The organism is Streptomyces sp. NPDC096013 (genome assembly GCF_044763565.1).
In the GTDB taxonomy this organism is placed as follows: Bacteria; Actinomycetota; Actinomycetes; order Streptomycetales; family Streptomycetaceae; genus Streptomyces.
The window spans coordinates 62,077-81,871 of the sequence record NZ_JBIWGK010000024.1; the positions used below are offsets into that span (position 1 = coordinate 62,077).

Annotated in this window: 13 protein-coding genes and 3 pseudogenes; 4 read left to right on the forward strand and 12 right to left on the reverse strand. The window is 68.4% G+C overall.

Features of this window, described 5'->3' with window-relative positions; genetic code table 11:
- Window positions 1-15 precede the first annotated feature (15 nt).
- The 5 genes from ACIRB1_RS43545 to ACIRB1_RS43565 all read right to left on the reverse strand — a co-directional run bounded on the left by ACIRB1_RS43545 (window position 16) and on the right by ACIRB1_RS43565 (window position 4,700).
- Entirely contained in the window at window positions 16-684 is a 669-nt protein-coding gene (locus tag ACIRB1_RS43545) for a response regulator (protein WP_403469522.1), read from the reverse strand.
- Window positions 681-2,021 (reverse strand): histidine kinase, encoded by a 1,341-nt coding sequence (locus tag ACIRB1_RS43550; RefSeq protein WP_403469523.1) that lies wholly within the window; start codon window positions 2,019-2,021, stop codon window positions 681-683. The genes ACIRB1_RS43545 and ACIRB1_RS43550 overlap by 4 nt, the downstream gene beginning before the upstream one ends.
- A 27-nt stretch (window positions 2,022-2,048) precedes the next feature.
- Window positions 2,049-2,900, reverse strand: coding sequence for an ABC transporter permease (locus tag ACIRB1_RS43555; protein ID WP_403469524.1), 852 nt, complete (start codon window positions 2,898-2,900; stop codon window positions 2,049-2,051).
- A complete protein-coding gene (locus ACIRB1_RS43560) occupies window positions 2,900-3,829 on the reverse strand; it encodes an ABC transporter ATP-binding protein (RefSeq protein ID WP_403469525.1) in 930 nt (309 codons plus the stop codon). The genes ACIRB1_RS43555 and ACIRB1_RS43560 overlap by 1 nt, the downstream gene beginning before the upstream one ends.
- Window positions 3,830-4,091: 262 nt before the next feature.
- Window positions 4,092-4,700: a TetR/AcrR family transcriptional regulator gene (locus ACIRB1_RS43565; RefSeq protein ID WP_403469526.1), complete on the reverse strand. Its 609-nt coding sequence runs from the start codon at window positions 4,698-4,700 to the stop codon at window positions 4,092-4,094.
- Between the two features lie 497 nt (window positions 4,701-5,197).
- Between ACIRB1_RS43565 and ACIRB1_RS43570 the strand changes: the two are divergent.
- Window positions 5,198-5,548: pseudogene (locus ACIRB1_RS43570) on the forward strand (hypothetical protein); the annotation flags it as partial.
- 79 nt (window positions 5,549-5,627) lie between these two features.
- Window positions 5,628-6,548, forward strand: coding sequence for a streptophobe family protein (locus ACIRB1_RS43575; RefSeq protein WP_403469527.1), 921 nt, complete (start codon window positions 5,628-5,630; stop codon window positions 6,546-6,548).
- 14 nt (window positions 6,549-6,562) lie between these two features.
- Here the strand turns inward: ACIRB1_RS43575 and ACIRB1_RS43580 are convergent.
- The 5 genes and pseudogenes from ACIRB1_RS43580 to ACIRB1_RS43600 form a co-directional block, all read right to left on the reverse strand.
- Window positions 6,563-7,470, reverse strand: a pseudogene (locus tag ACIRB1_RS43580) (IS982 family transposase).
- Window positions 7,471-7,533: 63 nt separating this feature from the next.
- Entirely contained in the window at window positions 7,534-8,082 is a 549-nt protein-coding gene (locus tag ACIRB1_RS43585) for a GNAT family N-acetyltransferase (RefSeq protein ID WP_403469528.1), read from the reverse strand.
- Between the two features lie 405 nt (window positions 8,083-8,487).
- A complete protein-coding gene (locus ACIRB1_RS43590) occupies window positions 8,488-9,510 on the reverse strand; it encodes a LacI family DNA-binding transcriptional regulator (protein ID WP_403469529.1) in 1,023 nt (340 codons plus the stop codon).
- Window positions 9,511-9,762: 252 nt separating this feature from the next.
- The gene (locus ACIRB1_RS43595) at window positions 9,763-10,896 is read right to left on the reverse strand and encodes a cellulose binding domain-containing protein (protein ID WP_403469530.1); all 1,134 of its coding nucleotides are present in this window, start codon (window positions 10,894-10,896) and stop codon (window positions 9,763-9,765) included.
- Between the two features lie 199 nt (window positions 10,897-11,095).
- The gene (locus ACIRB1_RS43600; RefSeq protein ID WP_403469531.1) at window positions 11,096-14,014 is read right to left on the reverse strand and encodes a glycoside hydrolase family 48 protein; all 2,919 of its coding nucleotides are present in this window, start codon (window positions 14,012-14,014) and stop codon (window positions 11,096-11,098) included.
- Window positions 14,015-14,580: 566 nt separating this feature from the next.
- Here ACIRB1_RS43600 and ACIRB1_RS43605 point away from each other — a divergent pair.
- Both ACIRB1_RS43605 and ACIRB1_RS43610 read left to right on the forward strand, forming a co-directional pair.
- Window positions 14,581-16,314 carry a glycoside hydrolase family 6 protein gene (locus ACIRB1_RS43605; protein ID WP_403469532.1) on the forward strand — a complete coding sequence of 578 codons (1,734 nt, stop codon included), beginning with the start codon at window positions 14,581-14,583 and terminating at the stop codon, window positions 16,312-16,314.
- A gap of 666 nt (window positions 16,315-16,980) precedes the next feature.
- A pseudogene (locus ACIRB1_RS43610) lies at window positions 16,981-17,154 on the forward strand (cytochrome P450); the annotation flags it as partial.
- Window positions 17,155-17,182: 28 nt separating this feature from the next.
- Here the strand turns inward: ACIRB1_RS43610 and ACIRB1_RS43615 are convergent.
- The gene (locus ACIRB1_RS43615) at window positions 17,183-18,526 is read right to left on the reverse strand and encodes a D-arabinono-1,4-lactone oxidase (protein ID WP_403469533.1); all 1,344 of its coding nucleotides are present in this window, start codon (window positions 18,524-18,526) and stop codon (window positions 17,183-17,185) included.
- A gap of 45 nt (window positions 18,527-18,571) precedes the next feature.
- The gene (locus ACIRB1_RS43620) at window positions 18,572-19,741 is read right to left on the reverse strand and encodes an MFS transporter (protein ID WP_403469534.1); all 1,170 of its coding nucleotides are present in this window, start codon (window positions 19,739-19,741) and stop codon (window positions 18,572-18,574) included.
- Window positions 19,742-19,795: the final 54 nt, after the last annotated feature.

A 19,795-nucleotide genomic window follows, 5' to 3' on the forward strand; every position in this document is an offset into this window, starting at 1 on the left:
CGGTCGTGTCGGGGACTACTGCCTCGCCCGGACGAGCCCGGCGTCGTACGCCATGATCACGGCCTGGATGCGGTCGCGGGCGCCGATCTTGGCGAGGATCCGTCCCACGTGTTTCTTGACGGTGGATTCGGTGAGGACGAGGCGTTCGGCGATCTCGGTGTTGGTCCAGCCCTGGCCGACAGCGAGGAGGACTTCGCGTTCGCGGTCGGTGAGGGTCCGCAGCCGCGGATCCTCGGGGGCGGGCGCTTGAGACGGGGCGAGCACCTGGTGGGTGTAGGCGTCCAGGAGGCGGCGGGTGAGACGGGGGGCGACGACGGCGTCGCCGGTCGCGACCGCGTGGATGCCGGCGACGAGTTCCTCGGGGCGGGCGTCCTTGAGGAGGAAGCCGCTGGCTCCGGCACGCAGCCCTTCGTAGGCGTACTCGTCGAGGTCGAAGGTGGTGACGATGAGGACGCGGGTGCGGCTGCCGGTGGCGGTGATGCGGCGGGTGGCCTCGATGCCGTCCATGCCGGGCATGCGGATGTCCATGAGGACGACGTCGGGGCGGAGTTCGGCGGCCATGCGGACGGCCTCGCCGCCGTACTCGGCCTCGCCGACAGCTTCCAGACCGGGGGTGCCCTCGATGAGCATGCGCACGCCCATCCGCTGCAGGGGCTGGTCGTCGACGATCAGTACGGTGGTCATCGCAGTTGTTCTCCAGGGGGTACGTCGAGCACGACGTCCACGAGCCAGCCGTGGCCGCCCGCGCGCGGTCCGATGGTGACGGAGCCGCCGTACATGGCCGCTCGTTGGCGGATGCCGACCAGGCCGTGCCCGTGATCGCCGCTCCGGCCGGGATGCGCCGCCGGCTCGGATGTTCCGGGGGGTGCACCAATGTCGGCGATCCGGATCCGGACCTCGCCCGCCTCGACGCCGATCGCGACCTCTGCAGAAGAACCGATTCCCGCGTGCTTGAGCGAGTTCGTCAGCGCCTCCTGGACGACGCGGTAGACGGTGAGTTGCACGCCCCCGCCCAGCGAGTCGAGATCGCCCGTCGTCCGGTACCGCACCGTGAGGCCGGCCGCGCGGACCCGTTCCATGAGGGCGTCCAGATCCCGGACGCCGGGCTGTGGGCTGACCATCCGCTCCTCGTCCTGGTCCCCGCGCAGGACTCCCAGGACGCTGCGGAGTTCGCTCATGGCCTGGCGTCCGGTGTCGCCGAGGACCCGCAGGGCCTCGGCGGACGTCTCCTTGTTGTGGGCGGCGAGGGTCGCGGCGCCGTCGGCGAGGCTGACCATGACCGAGAGGTTGTGGCCGATGATGTCGTGCATCTCGCGGGCGACCCGGGAGCGCTCGGCGGCGGCCGTGAGCCGGATCCGCTGGTCGCGTTCGATCTCCAGGCGGGCCGCGCGGTCCTCCAGCGTCGCCAGGTACAGGCGGCGGATACGGAGTGTCAGTCCGGTGGCGATCGCGGCGGCGGTCGTTCCCAGGAGGAAGAACAGACCGAGCAGGGGATGTTCGACCGGCGACAGGAGACAGACCGCCAGGGTGAGTTCGGCCACCGTCAGCGCGGCGGCCCAACTCAGGACTCGCAGGGAGCCGCGAAGAGCCAGTCCGTACAGGGCGATGAGTCCGCTGATGTCGGCCTGCTGCCAGACGCCCAGCGACAACTGGACGAGCGCCACCGCCGCGATCACGAAGTAGGTGACGGCCGGCGCCCTGCGGCGCCACCACAGCGGCAGTATCTGTGCCCCGGCGAGGAGGAACAGGACGGCGGACGGCAGCTGGCCCCGGTTGTCCGTTTCCCCGAACGGTCCGTGACTCGTGTGGGAGAGGAGGTCGGGCAGACTGATGAGGGCGACGACGAGGACGACCATGGTGTCAAGCAGCCAGGGGTGCCGTCGGTCCAGGTCGCGCCGGTGGTTCTGGCCGCGCACCATCCGGCCGAGGAGCGGATGCGCCCAGTCCGTGTGGAACCCGGGGAGCGGCTCGGACGCCGCCCCCCGGGGAGGGCCCGCGGAGACTGCGCGGTCGGTGCTCATGGTCCCCATTGTCGTCCTACGGGCTGGTCAGGCGTCCTTGCGGACCAGGCGGAAGGCCGCCCCGGCGAGGGTGAGGGCCACCCAGCCGGCGAAGACCGCGAGGCCCGCTCCGGGCGAGAGCGCGTCGGAGGACTGATGCAGGGCGTAGATCGCGGAGCCGGCGTTGCTGGGGAAGTAAGGGTTGATGTTGTCGTAGATGGAGTCGGGCAGCAGCGAGCTCAGGCCGGGCAGGATGAGCAGGACGCCGACCAGAACGGCGATGGCCCCGGCGGAGGAGCGCAGCAGGAAACCCAGGGCGACGCCGGCCACGGCCACCAGACCGAGGTAGACGCCGGCGCCGGCCAGGCTGCGCAGCACGCCGTCGTCGCTCAGGGAGAGCGCGATCTTCTCGCCGTCCAGGCCGAGCGTGCCCAACTGGAATGCGGCCACCGCGCCGAGAGTGGTCAGCACCAGGGCGATGGGGCCGATCACGGCGGCCTTGGACCACAGGACCGGCAGACGCCGGGGTACGGCGGCGAGGGTGGAGCGGATCATGCCGGTGGAGTACTCGCCCGCGGACAGCAGTACGCCGAGCACACCCACGGCCAGCGACGCGAAGGTCACCCCGAGCAGGGCGAGACTGACCGCGTCCTGGTCGCCGGAGCCGGGACCGGACGGACCGCCCTGCTGGGTGGCCGCGTCGGGGCTGTAGGTGGCGGAGGCGATGGCGCCGAGCGCGACGAGCAGCACGACGGCGACCGCGAGGGTGATCCAACTGGAGCGTAGGGACCAAAACTTGGCCCACTCCGAGCGCAGCACCCGCAGCCCGGTCACCTTGTAGGCGGGCTTGACGGCCGGTTCCTCCGGAGCCGGGGCCACGGAAAGCGTGGTGGTGGTCATCAGGCTGCCTTTCGTTCGGTGCCGGAGGGAGCGCTCTGGTACTCCACTGCGTCGTGGGTGAGTTGCATGAAGGCCGCCTCCAACGAGACGGACTGCGGGGTGAGTTCGTACAGCGCGACCCCGTGCTCCGCGGCGATCGCCCCGATCTCCCGGGCGTCCCGTCCGGTGACCACCAGTTCCTCCGCAGAGGAGGAGCTGACGGTGACGTCCGGGCCCGCCAGCAGCGAACGAAGCCGTGTGTGCTCGGTGGTGGAGACCTTCACGCCCGAGCCGCCGGCCTCCTGGGTGAAGTCGTCGACCGTGGTGTCGGCGAGCAGCCGGCCGCGTCCGATGATCACGAGGTGGTCGGCGATCAGCGCGGTCTCACTCATCAGGTGCGAGGAGAGCATCACGGCCCGTCCCTCGTCGGCCAGCGAGCGCAGGAGGTTGCGCACCCACAACACACCCTCGGGGTCGAGACCGTTGACCGGCTCGTCGAGCATCACGATCGCCGGGTCGCCGAGCAGGGCTGCGGCGATGCCGAGCCGCTGTCCCATGCCGAGCGAGAAGGCGCCCACCCGCTTGCCGGCCACGCTGGCCAGTCCGGCCAGTTCGATGACCTCGTCCACCCGGCGGCGCGGAATGCCGTGCGTGTGGGCGAGCGCCATGAGGTGGTTGAGCGCGGTGCGCCCCGGGTGGACGGACTTGGCCTCCAGCAGGGTGCCGATCTCCTGCAATGGTGCGGCGTGCCTGCCGTACGACTTGCCGTTGACGGTGACCTTGCCCGCGGTGGGGGCGTCCAGACCGACGATCATGCGCATGGTCGTGGACTTGCCCGCGCCGTTGGGGCCCAGGAAACCGGTCACCTCACCCGGCTTGACGGTGAAGCTCAGGTGGTCGACGACCGTCTTGTCGCCGTACCGCTTCGTCAGCTCACGGGCTTCGATCATGGGTGTGGGCCTTCCTCGACTGGAACACGGCCGCTGCCGGGCAGCGACCTCTGCGTCAGACGCTATGAGAGCGACCGCCCCCGATCCCTGGGACCCCGGGCGACACTTCGGAGCGCGGGTGGTACCGCGGTACCGTCCGCCGGACCGCGCCGGTCATCCTCGGGGATGACCCGGGACGGCGACCCCGACGTCCGGCGGGCCGTTGTCCGGCGACCGCGTCCCGGCCCTCGGAGGTACGCTGCCCGACCGGAAGGCGCCGGGCTCACGGGTGCCGTCGGGCGACGAGGGCGGGAAGGACGACGGCGTCGATGTAGGAGAAGAGGAACGCCTGCGTGGGTGCCTCCCCCTCGACGGACCGCCGGGAGACGAACGCTCCGATCAGCGTATGCATGATGTAGTCAACGGCCTGGTTGTCCGCGTGGACCTCTCCCCTGGCGACGGCCCGCCGCAGCACGCCTCGGAGATCCTCCTGCGCCCGGTCGATCACATGTTTCCGGAAGGCGTCCCGGACCTCGGGCTCCGAGTGGATCGCCATCGTCAGTCCCCGCATCAGCGCGGAGTTCCGCTCGATCCGCGCGTCGTCCCGGCACAGGGTGAGGGCGTACAGGTCACCCTTGAGCGATCCGGTGTCGGCAGCATCGCCCCGCGCACCATTAGGTGTGTCGTGCCGAACCGCTTGAGCGACCAGATCGGCCTTGCCGCTCCACTGGCGATAGAGCGTGGCCTTGCTGCACTTGGTGCGAGCGGCGACGGCCTCCATGGTGAGGGCGTCATAGCCGACCTCGCGCAGCAGGTCGAGCACGGACTCGTACAACTCGGCCAAGCGCCCGGGAGCGATCCGAGGGCAACGCGCCGGTGCGGATTCGGTCATGCCGCTCCCCTTCGCCTTATCGAAACGAATCGGTTTCGTACTCTTCGAATATACGACGACCTGTCCAGTGCCTCAGCTGATCGGCATGGTGCATGCCGTGTCCACGCGGCTGCCGCGCCCTGGGAAACCTTTGAGCGCGGTTCTGGGAACTTTCTGAGAACCCGGACTGCTTCTTCGTCCGCGCACGGCCTGGGACCTACGTCGTTCCCGATCGACTCTCAGAAACCTCCCAGAACCTCTTGGGAAAGTCAGAGCCGCGACCGCCACCGTGTGCGAGTCCCGTGGGCATGCGGTACCGGTACTCCCCCCTCCGGTGCCGCATGCCCCCGCACGAGCGAAGCGGAGTTGCCTGTATGACCACCACCACACCCCGCCCCCGGGCCGGGACCACGTCCCGGCCCGCGCGCCGCACGGCGCCGGTCCGATGGATCGGCCCATGGCGGAACGCCCTCGAAGGCGCGGTGGCCGCCCTGGGCGCGGTGGTAGCCATGGCCGTCATGTCCGCCATGGCGCTGATCCTCCTCGGCGCCGGATCCATCGGGTTGGTCCGGTCGCTGGCGATGGTCCTGACGGCCATGGCCGTAGGCGGTTCGGTCAGCGCCGGTTCCGACGTCTCCGGTGACACCGGGGCGATGGGTGGCCTGGCCTCCCTCTTCGGCGGTGGGGGCGACATGGGGCCGTCCATGAGCGGCGCGGCCGAGGCCGTACCGCTCCGCGTGACACTCGTCGGCGCCGTCGTGCTGTGGATCGCCTTCGCCCGGCGACTGCGGCCGGGGTCGCAGCGGGCCTTCACCTCCGGTGAACTGGCCGTTCGGGCGGCAGGCGCGGCGACCGCCGCCCTGTTCACCCTCATGATCGGGGCCGCGCTCGCGAAGGGAACAGCGACTCTGCCCGAGTCCGCGACGAGCGGTATGGGCGGCTTCGGCGGTGACGGGTCCGCGAAGGAGCTCGGCGGGTGGGCTGGGCGAGCTGATGGGCGGCGGTTCGGGGACCGCGTCGAAGGTGACGTACCACGCGAACGCGGGATCGGCCGGCCTCGGCGGGGTGCTGTGGGTGGCCGTCGTACTCGGTGTCGGGCTCCTGATCACCCGGCGGGCGCGGCTGCCGCTGGGTGGAGTGCTGGATCGGTTGCGCACGGGCTGGGGAGGGAGCGTGTCGGGTGTGGTGCGCACGTTCGTCGTCCTTGCCGTCGTGCCTCTGGTCGTCCTGACGGTGGCCGGCGTGGTGGCGGGCGGCCGGGCCGGCTCCGCCGCCGGTGCGGCCCTGCTGCTGGCTCCGAACGCGGTCGCGGTGTTCCTGACTCTGGGTGTCGGATCTTCCTGGACGGCCGCGGTGCATCCGGTGCGGAGCGACGGCGGCAGCAACCCGCTCGCGGCGCTGATGGGCGGCATGGGCCAGAGCACGGGCGGCCCGGGTGGCGGTCTGCAGACGGAACATACCGAGCACCTGGAGTCGCTGTCGGCGGGCGGCTGGCCGCTGTGGCTCGGAGCCCTCGCCGTGACGGGGCTCGTCCTGGTCGGCTGCGCCTACCGGGCGGCCCGTGTCACCGACCCGGCCCATCGGGTTTCGCTGCACCCCTGCCGGGGCCCATTGGCCCGGCACATCGGCATGGCGCAGCGGTTCGGCGTCGTCACGGCGCTCCTTCTGGGCGGGGCCGCCTGGTTGGTCGCCTCGTCCGGTCACTTCGGCATCAGCATGTTCGGCAGCGAGATGGGAGGTACGCATGCCGAGTTGAGCGGCAGCATCGTGCGCACGGTCCTCGGCGGAGATGATCCACGGTCGCGATTGTCAGGATCTCGAGGGTCACTCCAGTCCAGGTCCGCCCCCCAGACGGTGCCGCCTAGATGATCAATTCCACGGGGTCAGGGATCGTACGGGGTGAGCGAGCGGAGGGTGGCTTGTCCGGTGTGGTCGTTGTGCCAGATCGCGGCGGTCAGCGCGAGTATTCGCTGCATGGCACGAGCGATGACACCGCGGGGTGTGCGCCCTCGATGCTGTTCCAGGTTGAGCTGTCCCTTGAAGGTCTCATTGACCGACTCGATGACCTGTCGAAATGGCTTGAACAGGGATCCGCCGGGCTGCTGCCGTACGCCCTTGCGGGTGGGGCGCAGCAACTGGACGCCCTGCTGGGCGAGTTCCTGTTCGAAGCCGCGGCCGAAATAGTTCTTGTCGCCGATTAGTGTCTGGCCGGGCCGGTCCGCAAGGAGGTCCGATTCGGCCGCGAGCAGGTCCAGCAGGGTCTCGCGCTCGTCGGCCTTGGCTCCGGTTAAGGCGAAGGCGACGGGCAGTCCCTGAAGGGTGCACACCAGGTGCAGGCGCAAGCCCCAGAAGAACCGGCTGTGGCTGGCGCAATAGCCGTACTGGGCCCATCCGGCCAGATCGGAGCGCTTTACGGTCTCGCGGGAGCGGCCGCATTCCACGGGTGTGGAGTCCACGATCCACACATCGTCGTTCCACGTCGAGGTACTGGCGGCCAGGGTGACTGACGGAGCAGCTCGGCGGCCTTGCGCAGTCGTTTGTTGTAGCCGGGTTGCTGCGGCAGGTACGGGAAGAGGTGCCGCAGGTGGGTCCGGGTGTGCCGGAGCCATTTGGCCTCGGAGGTGAACCCGAGCATGGCCTGCATCATCCCGAGGGTGACCAGCTCGGCGTCGGTGAGCTTCGGCGCGATCCCCATGGCAGGCCGCCACGGTGCCAAGTCCGGACGCGCCTTCAGCAGGTCGTCGGTTGCCACGTAGAGTGCTGTCGCGAGGGTGTCCAGGTTGTACGTCACACAACGATCTTGGCCGCCCTCGTTCTTGCCCCGCCAGCAGCTCCTGGAAGGGCATTTACGGTGTCACGTCGGGTTCGCCCACTCCTCACGCAGCATTCCAAAGAGCACGCGGTCATAGCGCTCCCCCTCCACCAGCACAGCCGACCGGCGGCGGCCTTCCTCGCGAAAGCCCAGCCTGGTGAAGGCGCGCACGGCGCGCTCGTTGCCGCTCCAGGTGTCCAGCTCCAGCCGGCTCAGGCAGTACGCACCAAACAAGTGGTCCACGAGCAGCCGCAACGCGTCACTGCCGTGGCCACGACCCCAGAACTCCCGCTCGCCGATGGTGACTCCCAGCGTGGCCACTCCGATGTAGGGGTCGAGGTCCCGGTAGTCGGCCATGCCTATCACTTTTCCGCCTGCCAGGTCCTCGACCGTGAACACGGCCGACTCCCTCGGGCTCAGTCGCAGCATGGTGTCGAAGCCGAGACCGACCGCTTCCGCTGTGACCGGACCGAAACACGGGTCACCACCTGCGGCCCAGCGCACTACCTCTGGGTCATTGCGCCACCGCAAATGGTGCTCAGCGTCTTCGGAGCCCAGCGCGCGCAGTCTTACCAGCTTTCCTTCGAACATTGGGCAACCCTAATCGATCACTCGGGACTGGCGGCGCATACGCTGACGTCCCACGGCTGACCTGCATCACTCGGTCCACGCGGTCGCACTGACCCCTTGGAATCGATCATCTAGTCCCCGGCATCGGGACGCGACAAGGTCTGTACCACAGTGCACATGGGCCGGGGCATGCCGTACGAGCGGCACTTCACACAGGTGAAGTACATCCTCGTGGCGCACGAGGGGCCCGCACTCTAGCAAGCCGCCCTCAGCAGAGCGAGCCCACCACCGGGTGCGACTGACCGGTTCGACCACGACCTTTCACCGACCCGCACCCGCTGTCGCATCCGCATACGCGAAGAATGTTGGGGGTCTGATCTGGTCTCTGCACGGCAGGCAGAAGCGAAGGTGCCAGACAGAGGGCTGTCAGGACGACTCTCGGACGATCAGCTCTGTGCGGAGGATGACGTGGCGCCAGGCCGCGGACTGCTCCTCCATTTCCTCCAACAGCAGCCTGATCATGGCTTGTCCCATCTGCTCCAGTGGCTGTCGCACTGTGGTCAGGCGCGGCTCGGTGCGCTGGGCCAGTGGAAAGTCGTCGAACCCGATGACAGCGACGTCCTCGGGTACCCGCCGTCCGGCCGTACGCAGTGCGTCCAACGCGCCGGCCGCCGTGGTGTCCGACGCGGCGAGGACCGCGTCGATCTCGGGGTGGCGTTCGAGGAGTTCCGCCATGGCGCGCCGACCGCTCTCCTCCGAGAAATCGCTCTCAGCAACCCAGGATCGTGACGTTTTCAGGCCGGCCAGTGCCAGTGCATCCTGATAGCCGCGCAGTCGGCACTGCGCAACGTACATGTCCAGTGGCCCGGTGATAGTGGCGATCGCCGTACGGCCCTGTTTCAGCAGATGGGACACGGCAATTCGGGCGCCACCCACGTTGTCGGCGTCGACGTAGCTCACATACTCGTCGCCCGAGCGGCGCCCCAGCAGCACGGTCGGCAACCGCGCTTCGGCGAGCATGTCCGGCAACCTGTCGTCCGCGTGTACCGACATCAGCAGGACACCGTCGACCCGCCCGCCTCGCGCGTACTCCAGGAAGCGCTGCCGCTCGGTCTCCGAGCGGACCAGGGTCAGCATCAGTTGCATCCCGGTGTCCGCCAGCGCATCACCGAGTGAGCGGACGATCTCCGAGAAGAACGGCTCCGCGAACTGCCGCCAGTCCGGCTCCGTCAGCACAAGGGCCACGGCGTCCGCACGCTGCCCGGCCAGGGACCGGGCGGCGAGATTGGGCACATACCCCAATTCCTCGACGGCTCGCTGTACGGCCCGGCGCGTCGACTCCTTCACGCCGGCCGCGTTGTTGATGACCCGGGAGACCGTGCCCCGTCCCACCCCGGCGTGCGCGGCCACCTCATCAAGCGTCGGCCCTCCAGGACGTCGCCTGGCCATGGCCACCTCCCCCACCCGTGAGATCACGATCTTACGGGGTGGGGGCTCCGGGCACATGCCTTCCGCACATGATCGACCGGGCTCGGCGCGAAGGGAGGTCTCGACAGCGCTGTCCGCCACGAAAGAGCCCGCCCGGGGAACCGCCCGGCCAGGTCGGAGATGTCGGCCGGGCGGATCCGCGGCGCCGTCCACGCGGTGGAGCGCGGGCGGACCCTCAGGGCGGCCGGGATCAGACCGCTCAGCCCAGTGCCCTCACGCGGTGGTGCAGGATGTGCCGTTCAGAGTGAATGCGGATGGTTTGGCGAAGGCGCCGTCATAGGTGCCCTGGAATCCGAAGGCGACCTGGCCGCCCGGTGCGATGGACGCGTTGTAGGCCAGACCGCCGGCCGTCACGGCTCCCGACGCGGGTGAGATCTCGGCGCTCCACGCACTCGTGACCTTCTGCCCGGCCGGCAGTGTGAACCCGAGCTTCCAGGCGTCGACGGGCGACGAACCGGCGTTGGTCACGGTGACGTCCGCCGTGAACCCTCCCTGCCACACGTTCGTGGCGTAGGCCACCTTGCATGCCGACGAGCCGCTCGAGCCACCCGTACCCCCGCCGGTGCCGCCGCCCAGATTGACGGTCGAGGAGAACGAGGTCACCGCCAGCCCCGCTCCGTTCTGCCAGGGTTCGAAGCCTGCCTGAACACTCGTCAGGTACCAGCTGGTCTGTGCGAGTCCACGGGAGACGGCCTGGCGGGCGAAGTCCATCACGTCGAAGTTCCAGCTGTCGATCGCAGACGGCGCGACGAAGGACAGGACGTCGTTGGAACCGTTGTTGCCGGACCAGACCTCCCACTGGCGTCCGGCCACCGTGGCGGAACCTATGGGCGAGCCGACCGGCTGCACGGATCCCACACGGTTGAACCAGATCATGATCTCGGTGCGGTTCACACCGTCGGTGCGGGGGGTCGGATCGAGCCAGATGTCGTAGGCGGCGTCGTAGGCCGCACCGCTCACGTAGTTGTAGGAGATGCCCGTGGGCGCGCTGGAGATGGAACTCAGCTGGGCCGGGAGGTTCGTCCCGGGCGAGCAGTTGGTGTAGTGACAGCCGTTGTACACGGATGGGTACGACTTCGGTGCGCCGTTCGTCGGGACGGAGCCGTCGGCCTGGGCGATCCTGAAGCCGGAGTCGGTGACCGTGATGCACTGAGTGGCGCTGGTGCCCCAGCGGTTGTTCTGGACGACGTATCGGCCCTGGATCGTGGTCGAGCCGAACTGATCGCAGATGGTGGTGTCGGCGTGCGACGCCGGAGCGGCGGCAATCAGTCCCACGAGAGCGACCAGTGACGCGAGCAGTACGGCGAACAGAGTCTGCGTTCTGCTCTGGTTCTTCAACTGTTGCATGCGGATCCTCCGCTGGGGTGTGTGGGGAGCGGTAGGAGCGCCCATTGTTTGGGAGCGCTCCCAATCGGGGTTCACGTGGGGCGGTTGACGATCATGCCCCTACCGGATGCCGGGCGGTCCCTGGCACGGTCCAAGGACCGCCCGGCCGGCGTCCCCGTCTCTCTGCGACGGGGACGTGTACGCGGGACCTCAGCGGGGGCTACTCGAGGAGCTCCGCGTACGAGCCCATGGCCAGGGCGATGTCCGCCTGGGCCCAGAACCGGTGATAGGTGAAGACCGGTGCCGCGCCGCCCTGGAGGTACGCCTGGATCTTCGACCAGGCCGGGTCGTTCTTGTAGAAGGACCTCAACGAGGCGAAGGTAGAGGCGGAGTTGACAGCGTCCCCGTTCGGCATCGTCCCGCTGAAGGTGCTCGGCACGTACACACTGTCGTTGAACCTGCTGTAGTCGCTGCGGGTCTCGGGGACGGCGACGCCCAGGCTGTCCTGGTAGTTGTTCCACATGCCGTCCAGCAGCGCCTTCGCCGTCGTCTTCGCCGTCGCGTCACCGGACTTGGCGCCGTAGTACGTCAGCGTCTTGGCGTATGCGGCGGCCACACCGACGTCGTTGGTGTAGTCCGTGACGGTGACGTGAAGTCCGCTGTTGGAGCCTGGACTTGACGCGTTCCAGGTGTCGGGCTGGCCGGACCAGTGGAGGGTGGAGGGAATCTGATAGGTGCCGTCCGGGTTGATCGTGGTCTTGGACAGCGCCCACTTCACCCACTTGTCGAGGATCGCCTTCGCGCTCGCGTTCCCCGTCTGCTGGTAGAGCTCGGCGACCCGTTCCATCGACCACGCCTGGAACCCGAACCACTGGTTGGACGGCGGGTCGTGGTAGACGGGCTGTTCGTCGTAGTACATGCCGTAGAACGTCGACGTACCGGTCGGCGGAGTCGCGTACCGGCCGGCCCAGCTGTTCGTCGCGCCGCCCGCGATCGCACCCTCGGACGACTGAAGCCACTGGTAGAACTCCAGCTGCCGTTGAAGTGATGTGCTCCAATCCCCCGCGGCGGTCGCGGACTTGGGCTTCAGGTCGGCGGCGGAGCTCAGTGCGTACGCGGCCAGCGGGTTCTGGTAGCCGCTGTGGGCGTAGCTGGAGCCGATACGCCAGGCCCATCCCCCGCTCGTGTCGTTCGAGCCGCCCCAGGCGTAGTACCAGGACAGCAGGTAGTGCGAGGCGTCCTTGCCGGTGCCGGCCGGGCAGGTCGACGGTCCGACGCAGTTGCCGATTTTCTTGAAGTACTTGTCGTACATCGCGTACCGCAGATAGTCGCCCATCTTGGCCGCCTTGCCCACCGTGACGGAGACATCGCTGCCCTTGCCCTGTTGCTTGGCCCATACGTCCGCCCAGTACGCGGCCTGTACGGCGCGCGCGTCGGCGTCCGGGGCGTCGGTGTACTTCCACTGCTTGGCGTAGGAGGAGTCGCCGGTGAACAGGTCCAAGTACCCGTTCTTTCCGCCGTACTTGAAGGCGTCGCAGGTCGGCTGCGGCACCGTCTCCCACACCGACTCCTGCGGCCCGCGCTGGAAGGTGTTGATGTACGACGGGCCCTTGGCGGTCGGGCCGCCTTCGCAGGTCCCGCCCGGGGTGTCGCCGTAGCCGTAGGTGTTGTCGACGTCCTCCAGCCAGTGCATGCCGTACACGTCGTCCGTGCCGTAGGCCGACTTGAGTTCACCGGCGAGAGGGTCCGTGCCGACGGGTACGGACTGGTCGAGCTTGGTCGGATACTCGTTCGGGGTGTCCGCTTCCGGCGCGTAGGTGGCGGGCTTGGAGGCGTTGTAGAAGGAGTTGGTCGGCTGGTCGGCGTGGGTGGGGATCATGTACTTCTCCATGAGCGCCCAGGCGCCGTTGAACTTCGACCAATCGCCCGTCACCTTGCCGTACATCGCCTGGAGCCACAGCAGATAGCTGTACGCCTCCGACGTGGTCTCATGACCCTGGTCCGGCGCCTCCACGATCAGCGTCTCCACCGAGTGGTAGGGGATGCCGTCGGGCGAGAAGTAGCCGTTCGCCGGGTTGGTGATCCTGCCGTACAGGTCCAGGAACCGGGCGTCGTAGGCCTTCGAGGCGGCCAGCTCGGTCACGGCGACCGTCGCCTTGGTGAAGCCTGTCGCCGTCGACTCGAAGGACGCCGAGCCGGTGCCCGAGGAGTCCGCGGTGATGGTCACGTTCTGCGCGGTGCTCCAGTTCGACGGCGTGAAGGTGAGCGTCGCGCCGCCGGTCACCGACAGTCCCGAGTTACCGCTCACGCGGGCCGTGGTGACGGTGACGTTGCTGCTGGGCTGCGTCGAGAGCTTCACCGCGTAGGTGCCCGACTTGCCTTGCTGGACGCCCAGTTGGGTGGGTGAGGCGACGACCGCGGGGCCCGAGGCGACGGTGATGCCCACCGGTGTCGACTCCGCGGAGGCGCCCAGGCTGTCGTACGCCTTCGCCACCAGCGAATGACTGCCCACCGACAACCCGGAGGCGGACAGGGTGTACGGCGCGCTGGTGTCCGTACCGAGCAAGGTCGTGTCGTCGTAGAACTCGACCTTGCTGATGGTCGCGTTGTCGGCCGCCGCCGCGGTCGCCGCGAGCGGGACCGCGTCGCCCTGCGTGTAGACCGCGCCGGCCGTGGGGCTGGTCAGTACGGTGACGGGCGGCTGGTGGGCGCCCGCACAGGTGGTGCCGTTGACGGCGAAGCCGGTGGGAGCGGTGTTGGTGCCGCTGTAACTGAACTGCGCGCCCGTCGAGACGGCCGCACCCGCGGCGATCGTGCCGTTGTAGCCGGCATCCTTCACCGTGATCGCCGTGCCGGACTGGGACCAGGTGCCGTTCCAGCCGTTGCTCAGCTTCTGGTTGCCCGCGTAGGCGTAGCTCAGGGTCCAGCCGTTGATCGTGTCGGTTCCGCGGTTGGTGATGGTGAGGTCGGCGGTGAAGCCGGAGCCCCAGTCGTTGGTCTTGTAGTCGACGCTGCACTGAACGACCGCCGCGTGAGCGGGAGTTGCGCTGGTGGCGAGCATCGACAGGGGTAGGGCGAACGCGGCCGCGACGGCGGTCCACAACCGCCTCACAGCTCTTCGCTTACGTCCGGGATCCACGTTTCTGGTCCTCCTTGCGGAGTGCGGCTCAGTGGGGGTCAAGGCTTGAACCAGTGGGAGCGCTCCCATAGTGGGGATGGCGACCCATCCCGTCAAGACTGTTGAGAAGTTGAATCGTATTGACCTGAACCTGCCGAAGAAAGTTAGGCAACAACCCTGTGAAAGCAGCCCGGTTGGCGCTAGCTTCGTCGGCACCAGTGGGAGCGCTTCCATCAGTCGACGCAGCCGTGACGGCCCGCCGAGCTTGAGGACTCGCTCATGCGACACCCCCGCGTTCAGCCGCTTCACCTGTCACCGGTGCGGTCGCGTTCGTCTCGAGCGCTGCCCAGTCCCGGGGTGCGACCTCGCCCCGAAATCGCTCAGCCACGCCACCGGTGCCTGACGGCGGCGCACTTGCCCCGTACAGCTCCGGTGCCCAGCTTGTGCGCGCCGAGGGCAAGAGGGGCCGACCGCTCTGCGTCGATATCCCAGCCCGCACGCGAGCCTCGGGACTGCCTTCCGGGACGTCCCTGATCTTGCGTGCCCTGACCTCGCGTTCACCTCTCAAGGAGAAGGAACCCGCACTCATGAGTCGTACCAGAATGTCGCTCGTGGCCGCTCTGGCGCTGGTCGCCGGTACCTCGGGCACGGCACTCCTCACCTCGCCGGCCGGTGCCGCCGCCGCGTCGGTTCCGTGCACCGTGGACTACAAGGTGCAGAACCAGTGGGACACCGGCTTCACGACCGCCGTCACCGTCACCAACAACGGCGCCGCGAAGTCGAGTTGGTCGCTGAAGTGGTCGTTCGCCGGCAACCAGCAGATCACCAACGGCTGGAACGCGAAGGTCTCCCAGAGCGGTACCGCCGTGACGGCCGGCAATGAAAGTTACAACGGCGCCCTGGCGACCGGCGGTTCGGTCAGCTTCGGCTTCAACGGCTCCTACAGCGGCACCAACGCCGTGCCCGCCACCTTCACCCTCGACGGTGTCACCTGCAACGTCGACGACGGCGGCACGGGGGGCGGTACCGGCGGTGGCACAGGCGGCGGAGGGGGCGGCACCACAGACGGCCGGGCCGACAACCCCTATGTCGGGGCCAAGGTGTACGTGAACCCTGAGTGGTCGGCCAAGGCGGCGGCGGAACCGGGCGGCAGCCGTATCTCCAACCAGCCCACCGCCGTCTGGCTCGACCGGATCGCCGCGATCAACGGCGTGAGCGGGGGCATGGGCTTGCGCGACCATCTCGACGAGGCGCTGAAGCAGAAGGGTTCCGGCGACCTGGTCGTGCAGTTGGTCATCTACGACCTGCCGGGCCGTGACTGCGCCGCACTCGCCTCCAACGGCGAACTCGGCCCCAACGACCTCGACAAGTACAAGAGCCAGTACATCGACCCGATCGCCTCGATCATCTCCGACCCGAAGTACGCGGGCCTGCGGATCGCCACGGTCATCGAGCCCGACTCCCTGCCCAACCTGGTCACCAACGCCGGCGGCACCCCCACCACCACCGACGCCTGCGTGACCATGAAGAGCAACGGCAACTACGAGAAGGGCGTCTCCTACGCCCTGGACAAGCTCGGCGCCATCGCCAACGTCTACAACTACATCGACGCCGGCCACCACGGCTGGCTCGGCTGGGACAGCAACCTCGGCCCGGCCGTACAGGAGTTCGCCAAGGTCGCCACGACCAACGGCGCGAGCGTGAACGACGTGGCCGGCTTCATCGTCAACACGGCCAACTACAGCCCCGTGAAGGAACCGAACTTCAAGGTCACCGACACGGTGAACGGCCAGACCATCCGCCAGTCGAAGTGGGTGGACTGGAACCAGTACGTGGACGAGCAGTCGTTCGCCCTCGGATTGCGGGACAAGCTGGTGGCGGCCGGCTTCAACTCCGGCCTCGGCATGCTGATCGACACCTCCCGCGACGGCTGGGGCGGCTCCGCCCGGCCGGCCGGCCCCGGCCCGACGACGTCCGTCGACGACTACGTCAACGGCAGCCGCGTCGACCGGCGCATCCACGCCGGCAACTGGTGCAACCAGAGCGGCGCCGGACTCGGCGAGCGGCCCACCGCGGCTCCGGCCGCCGGCATCGACGCGTACGTGTGGGTCAAGCCGCCGGGCGAGTCCGACGGCTCCAGCACCGCCGTCTCCAACGACGAGGGCAAGGGCTTCGACCGCATGTGCGACCCCACCTACGGTGGCAACGCCCGCAACGGCAACAACCCCACCGGCGCACTGGCGAACGCCCCGCTGGCCGGGCACTGGTTCTCCGCCCAGTTCCAGCAGCTCATGCAGAACGCCTACCCGCCCCTGCCGTAACCCTGTGACACGGTGAGTGGCCGCCAGGGCCGGTCGTCAAACGACCGGCCCTGGGACGGGCCCGCAGGACCGTCCCAGCGTCAGGAACGCTCGGCGTGGTACCGGTCCACACTCGCCTCGTCGGACAGAAAGGTGGTCCATTCGCCTGGTCATCGCTTACCACCTCAACTCTTTTTTCCTGGCCAGAGCGTTGTCGGGCAGGTAAGTTCAGGCGCGGCCGCAGGATCTCCCGGCCCGGACCTGAGATCGGACTTAACTGCCGGCCGAGCAGTGGGGGTGACTACCAGCTCACCGCGATGAATGGCCTGCGGATCCCCCACAAACGCACCGTTCGAGGCCCGCGCTCGTACCTGCCAAGTTTCGGCCTGACCGGCCAAACGCAAGGCTGGTCGATCCCGGCGACTTCGGTGCTTCGCGTGGCACCGTCGGCCGCCTGATCGTCCATCCGGACCTGATCGACTTCGACCCGCCCCGCGGCGAGCTGACCGTCGGCCTGCGCAACCCCGACGACGCGCCGATGACACGGGCCTAGGAAGCGCTGGCGGCCTTCCTGCGCGACCTGGAGAACAGCCAGCCGAACCTGATGCCGACCCACTCGGCGGATGGCCAAAACGGACCGATCCTGAGCGGTTCAACCTCACCCGCTGCCCAGCCGATCACCTCGCTTTCGGCGTCGGCATCCACGCCTGTGTTGGCCAGAGTCTCGCCAAGCTGGAGGCGCACGCCCTCCTCAATGCGCTGCTGGCGCGGGTGAACCGGTTCGAAATCGGCGACCCAGTGTTCATCGTGAACAGCACCCTGCACGGACTGAGCAAGCTGCCTCGTCGGATCATCGCTTGAGCCTGCGAGGAGGCCGCCCTTCCCGCGCTCAGTCTCCCAGGACTCTGCGCAGATACGGGTTGGTGAAGCGCCGGTCCGGGTCGAGTCGATCTCTCAGATTCGTGAACTCACCGAAGCGGGGATAGACGTCGGCGAGGTATTGGGCGTCACGGGTGTGGAGCTTGCCCCAGTGCGGACGCCCCTCATGTGCGACGAAGATGCGCTCCGCCTGCGTGAAGTATCGCTGGTGCGGCATGCCTCGGTAGACATGCACCGCGATATAGGCGCTGTCGCGTCCCGATGCCGTAGACAGGGTGATGTCGTCTGCGGGGGCGGTGCGGACCTCGACAGGGAAGCTGACGCGCAGATCAGAGTGTTCGATCATAGCCTTGATCTCACGGAGGGTGTCGATGACGGCCTCGCGGGGAACCGCGTACTCCATCTCGATCATGCGGACGCGGCGCGGAGTGGTGAACACCTTGTAGGGGATGTCCGTGTAGGTCCGCCCCGAGAGGCCACGGCTGGCAACTTGCGCGAGGGCCGGGACAGCCGCCGGGACAGCCCGGCCCAGTGAGTTGAGTACCTGGAAGACGCCGTTGGAGAGGAACTCGTTGTCGAACCACTCCCTGAGCGGGCGCAGTGGGGCGTGCGGGCCGACTGTGCGGTTGTTGGACAGGGTGTTGCAGTTGTCGGTGTGCGGGAACCAGTAGAACTCGAAATGGTCGTTGGTCGCGTGAAGTTCGTCGAAGGCGGCGGTGACTCTGTCGAAGGTCATCGGTTCCTCCCGCGCGGCGAGGAGGAACAGTGGTTCGACGGCCAAGGTGAGGGCGGTGACGACACCGAGTGCGCCGAGCCCGACGCGCGCGGCGGCGAACACGTGGGGGTTCTCCGTCTGGGAACACCTGAGCAGTGAACCGTCCGCCGTCACCAGCTCCAGTCCACGGATCTGGGCCGCAATCGCTCCCGAGGCGCGGCCTGTCCCGTGAGTGCCGGTGCTGGTCGCACCGGCGACGGTCTGTTCCATGATGTCGCCCATGTTGGTGAGCGAGAGGCCCTCCCCGGCCAGGGCGCTGTTCAGCGTCCTGAGCCGCGTGCCCGCCTCCACGGTGACGGTGCCGCCCTTCCGGTCGATCGCGCGGATGCCGGTGAGGAGGTCAGGGCGGATGAGCACGCCGTCGGTGACGGCAGCAGCGGTGAAGGAGTGACCGCTACCCACTGCTTTCACCGTCAGGCCCTCCTCGGCTGCCTGGCGCACTGCAGCGCGAAGTTCCTCGACCGATGCGGGCGTGGCCTCTCTGGCGGGGCGACACGTGACGTTGCCTGCCCAGTTGCGCCAGACGCCCGCCTTTCTGATCGCTGTGGCCCGCGGGGCGCCGTAGTGCGTCGTTTCCATGGTCTATCACCATTCTTCGGGGACGGAGCGGACATCTCGGCGCCTCTATCTCACAGACCGGACGCGGTACACGAGCAGGACTCCGACGGCTGCGGTGGCGCCCACGAGGGCGAAGAGGACGGGGTAGCCGCGGTCGGAGGTGATGATGAGGCTGGCGATCAGCGGAGCGAGCGCGGGCGGGACCACCGAGCCGATGTTCATGATGCCGAGGTCCTGGGCCCGGCTCTCCGCATCGGGAAGGACCTGTGTGATCAGGGCCTGGTCGACGGACATGTACGCCCCGAAGCCGCCGCCCATGATCGCTGATGCCACCAGGGTGACGGTGAGGCTCGGGAAGGCCGCCAGGAGAAACCCGGCGACCGCCTGGAGCAGTGCCGTCAGCGCGACGAAGACCCGCCGTCTGCCCAGGCGGTCGGAGAGCACTCCGACGACGGTGGTGGCCAGGATTCCGGCCACGAGATACAGGGCGGTGCAGGCCAGAAGGCTGCTTGTCGGATCGGGGACCTTCAGGTCGTCGGTCAGAAAGTACAGGGTGTAGCAGACGCCGAGCGAGTTGGCCAGGTTGACCAGGAGCCGGCCTCCGAAGGCCCAGGCGAAGTCGCGGTTGCGCAACGAGTTGCCCATGGAGGCCAGGAGCGCGCGCAGACGCAGCGTGGGCTCGGAGCTGTGGGCGGGGTCGCGGTAGCGCGCCAGGAACGGTACCGCGCAGATGATCAGCAGGGCCGCGATGACGAGGTAACCGCTCGAAGGCGAGAGCCCGAGGACGGAGACGAGAGCGATGCCGGTCACCACGCCGAGGGCCTGTGGCCCGTAGATCGCGCTGGAGACCATGCCGCGCTGGTTGACGGGGACACGGTCGGCGATCATGGCGGTCAGTCCGGCGGTGGCCGCGCTGAGGCCGATCATGCTGGCTGCCCAGGCTGCGGTCACTCCCGCGACGGTTGTCTGTTGCGCGGTGGCGGCCAGCCCAGCGGCGAGTGCCAGGGACCCGCCTGAGAGCCAAAGTCTTCTGCGGCCGAAGCGGCTGCGGGAGCGGTCGCACAGCGCGCCGCAGATCGGAAGAGCGAGCAATGCGACGAGTCCGGAAATGGCGTTGACGACGGCGAAGTCGTGCACTTTCGATGCGGGGTCGATCGCCTCCAGCTGCTGAGGAAGCAACAGTTGGAGGGGGACGAGATTCGCCATCCAGTAGCCGAACCAGACCAGACCGAACAAGGTGGTCCATTCCCGCGAGACGGGGGAGGTCGGCCCGTGGCCGGCATCCATTCC

Coding starts and splice junctions, on each gene's coding strand:
- ACIRB1_RS43590 (WP_403469529.1), bottom strand. CDS start 9,510: ATGGCCAGGCGACGTCCTGGAGGGCCGACGCTTGATGAGGTGGCCGCG.
- ACIRB1_RS43595 (WP_403469530.1), bottom strand. CDS start 10,896: ATGCAACAGTTGAAGAACCAGAGCAGAACGCAGACTCTGTTCGCCGTA.
- ACIRB1_RS43605 (WP_403469532.1), top strand. CDS start 14,581: ATGAGTCGTACCAGAATGTCGCTCGTGGCCGCTCTGGCGCTGGTCGCC.
- ACIRB1_RS43585 (WP_403469528.1), bottom strand. CDS start 8,082: ATGTTCGAAGGAAAGCTGGTAAGACTGCGCGCGCTGGGCTCCGAAGAC.
- ACIRB1_RS43615 (WP_403469533.1), bottom strand. CDS start 18,526: ATGGAAACGACGCACTACGGCGCCCCGCGGGCCACAGCGATCAGAAAG.
- ACIRB1_RS43565 (WP_403469526.1), bottom strand. CDS start 4,700: ATGACCGAATCCGCACCGGCGCGTTGCCCTCGGATCGCTCCCGGGCGC.
- ACIRB1_RS43550 (WP_403469523.1), bottom strand. CDS start 2,021: ATGAGCACCGACCGCGCAGTCTCCGCGGGCCCTCCCCGGGGGGCGGCG.
- ACIRB1_RS43545 (WP_403469522.1), bottom strand. CDS start 684: ATGACCACCGTACTGATCGTCGACGACCAGCCCCTGCAGCGGATGGGC.
- ACIRB1_RS43555 (WP_403469524.1), bottom strand. CDS start 2,900: ATGACCACCACCACGCTTTCCGTGGCCCCGGCTCCGGAGGAACCGGCC.
- ACIRB1_RS43560 (WP_403469525.1), bottom strand. CDS start 3,829: ATGATCGAAGCCCGTGAGCTGACGAAGCGGTACGGCGACAAGACGGTC.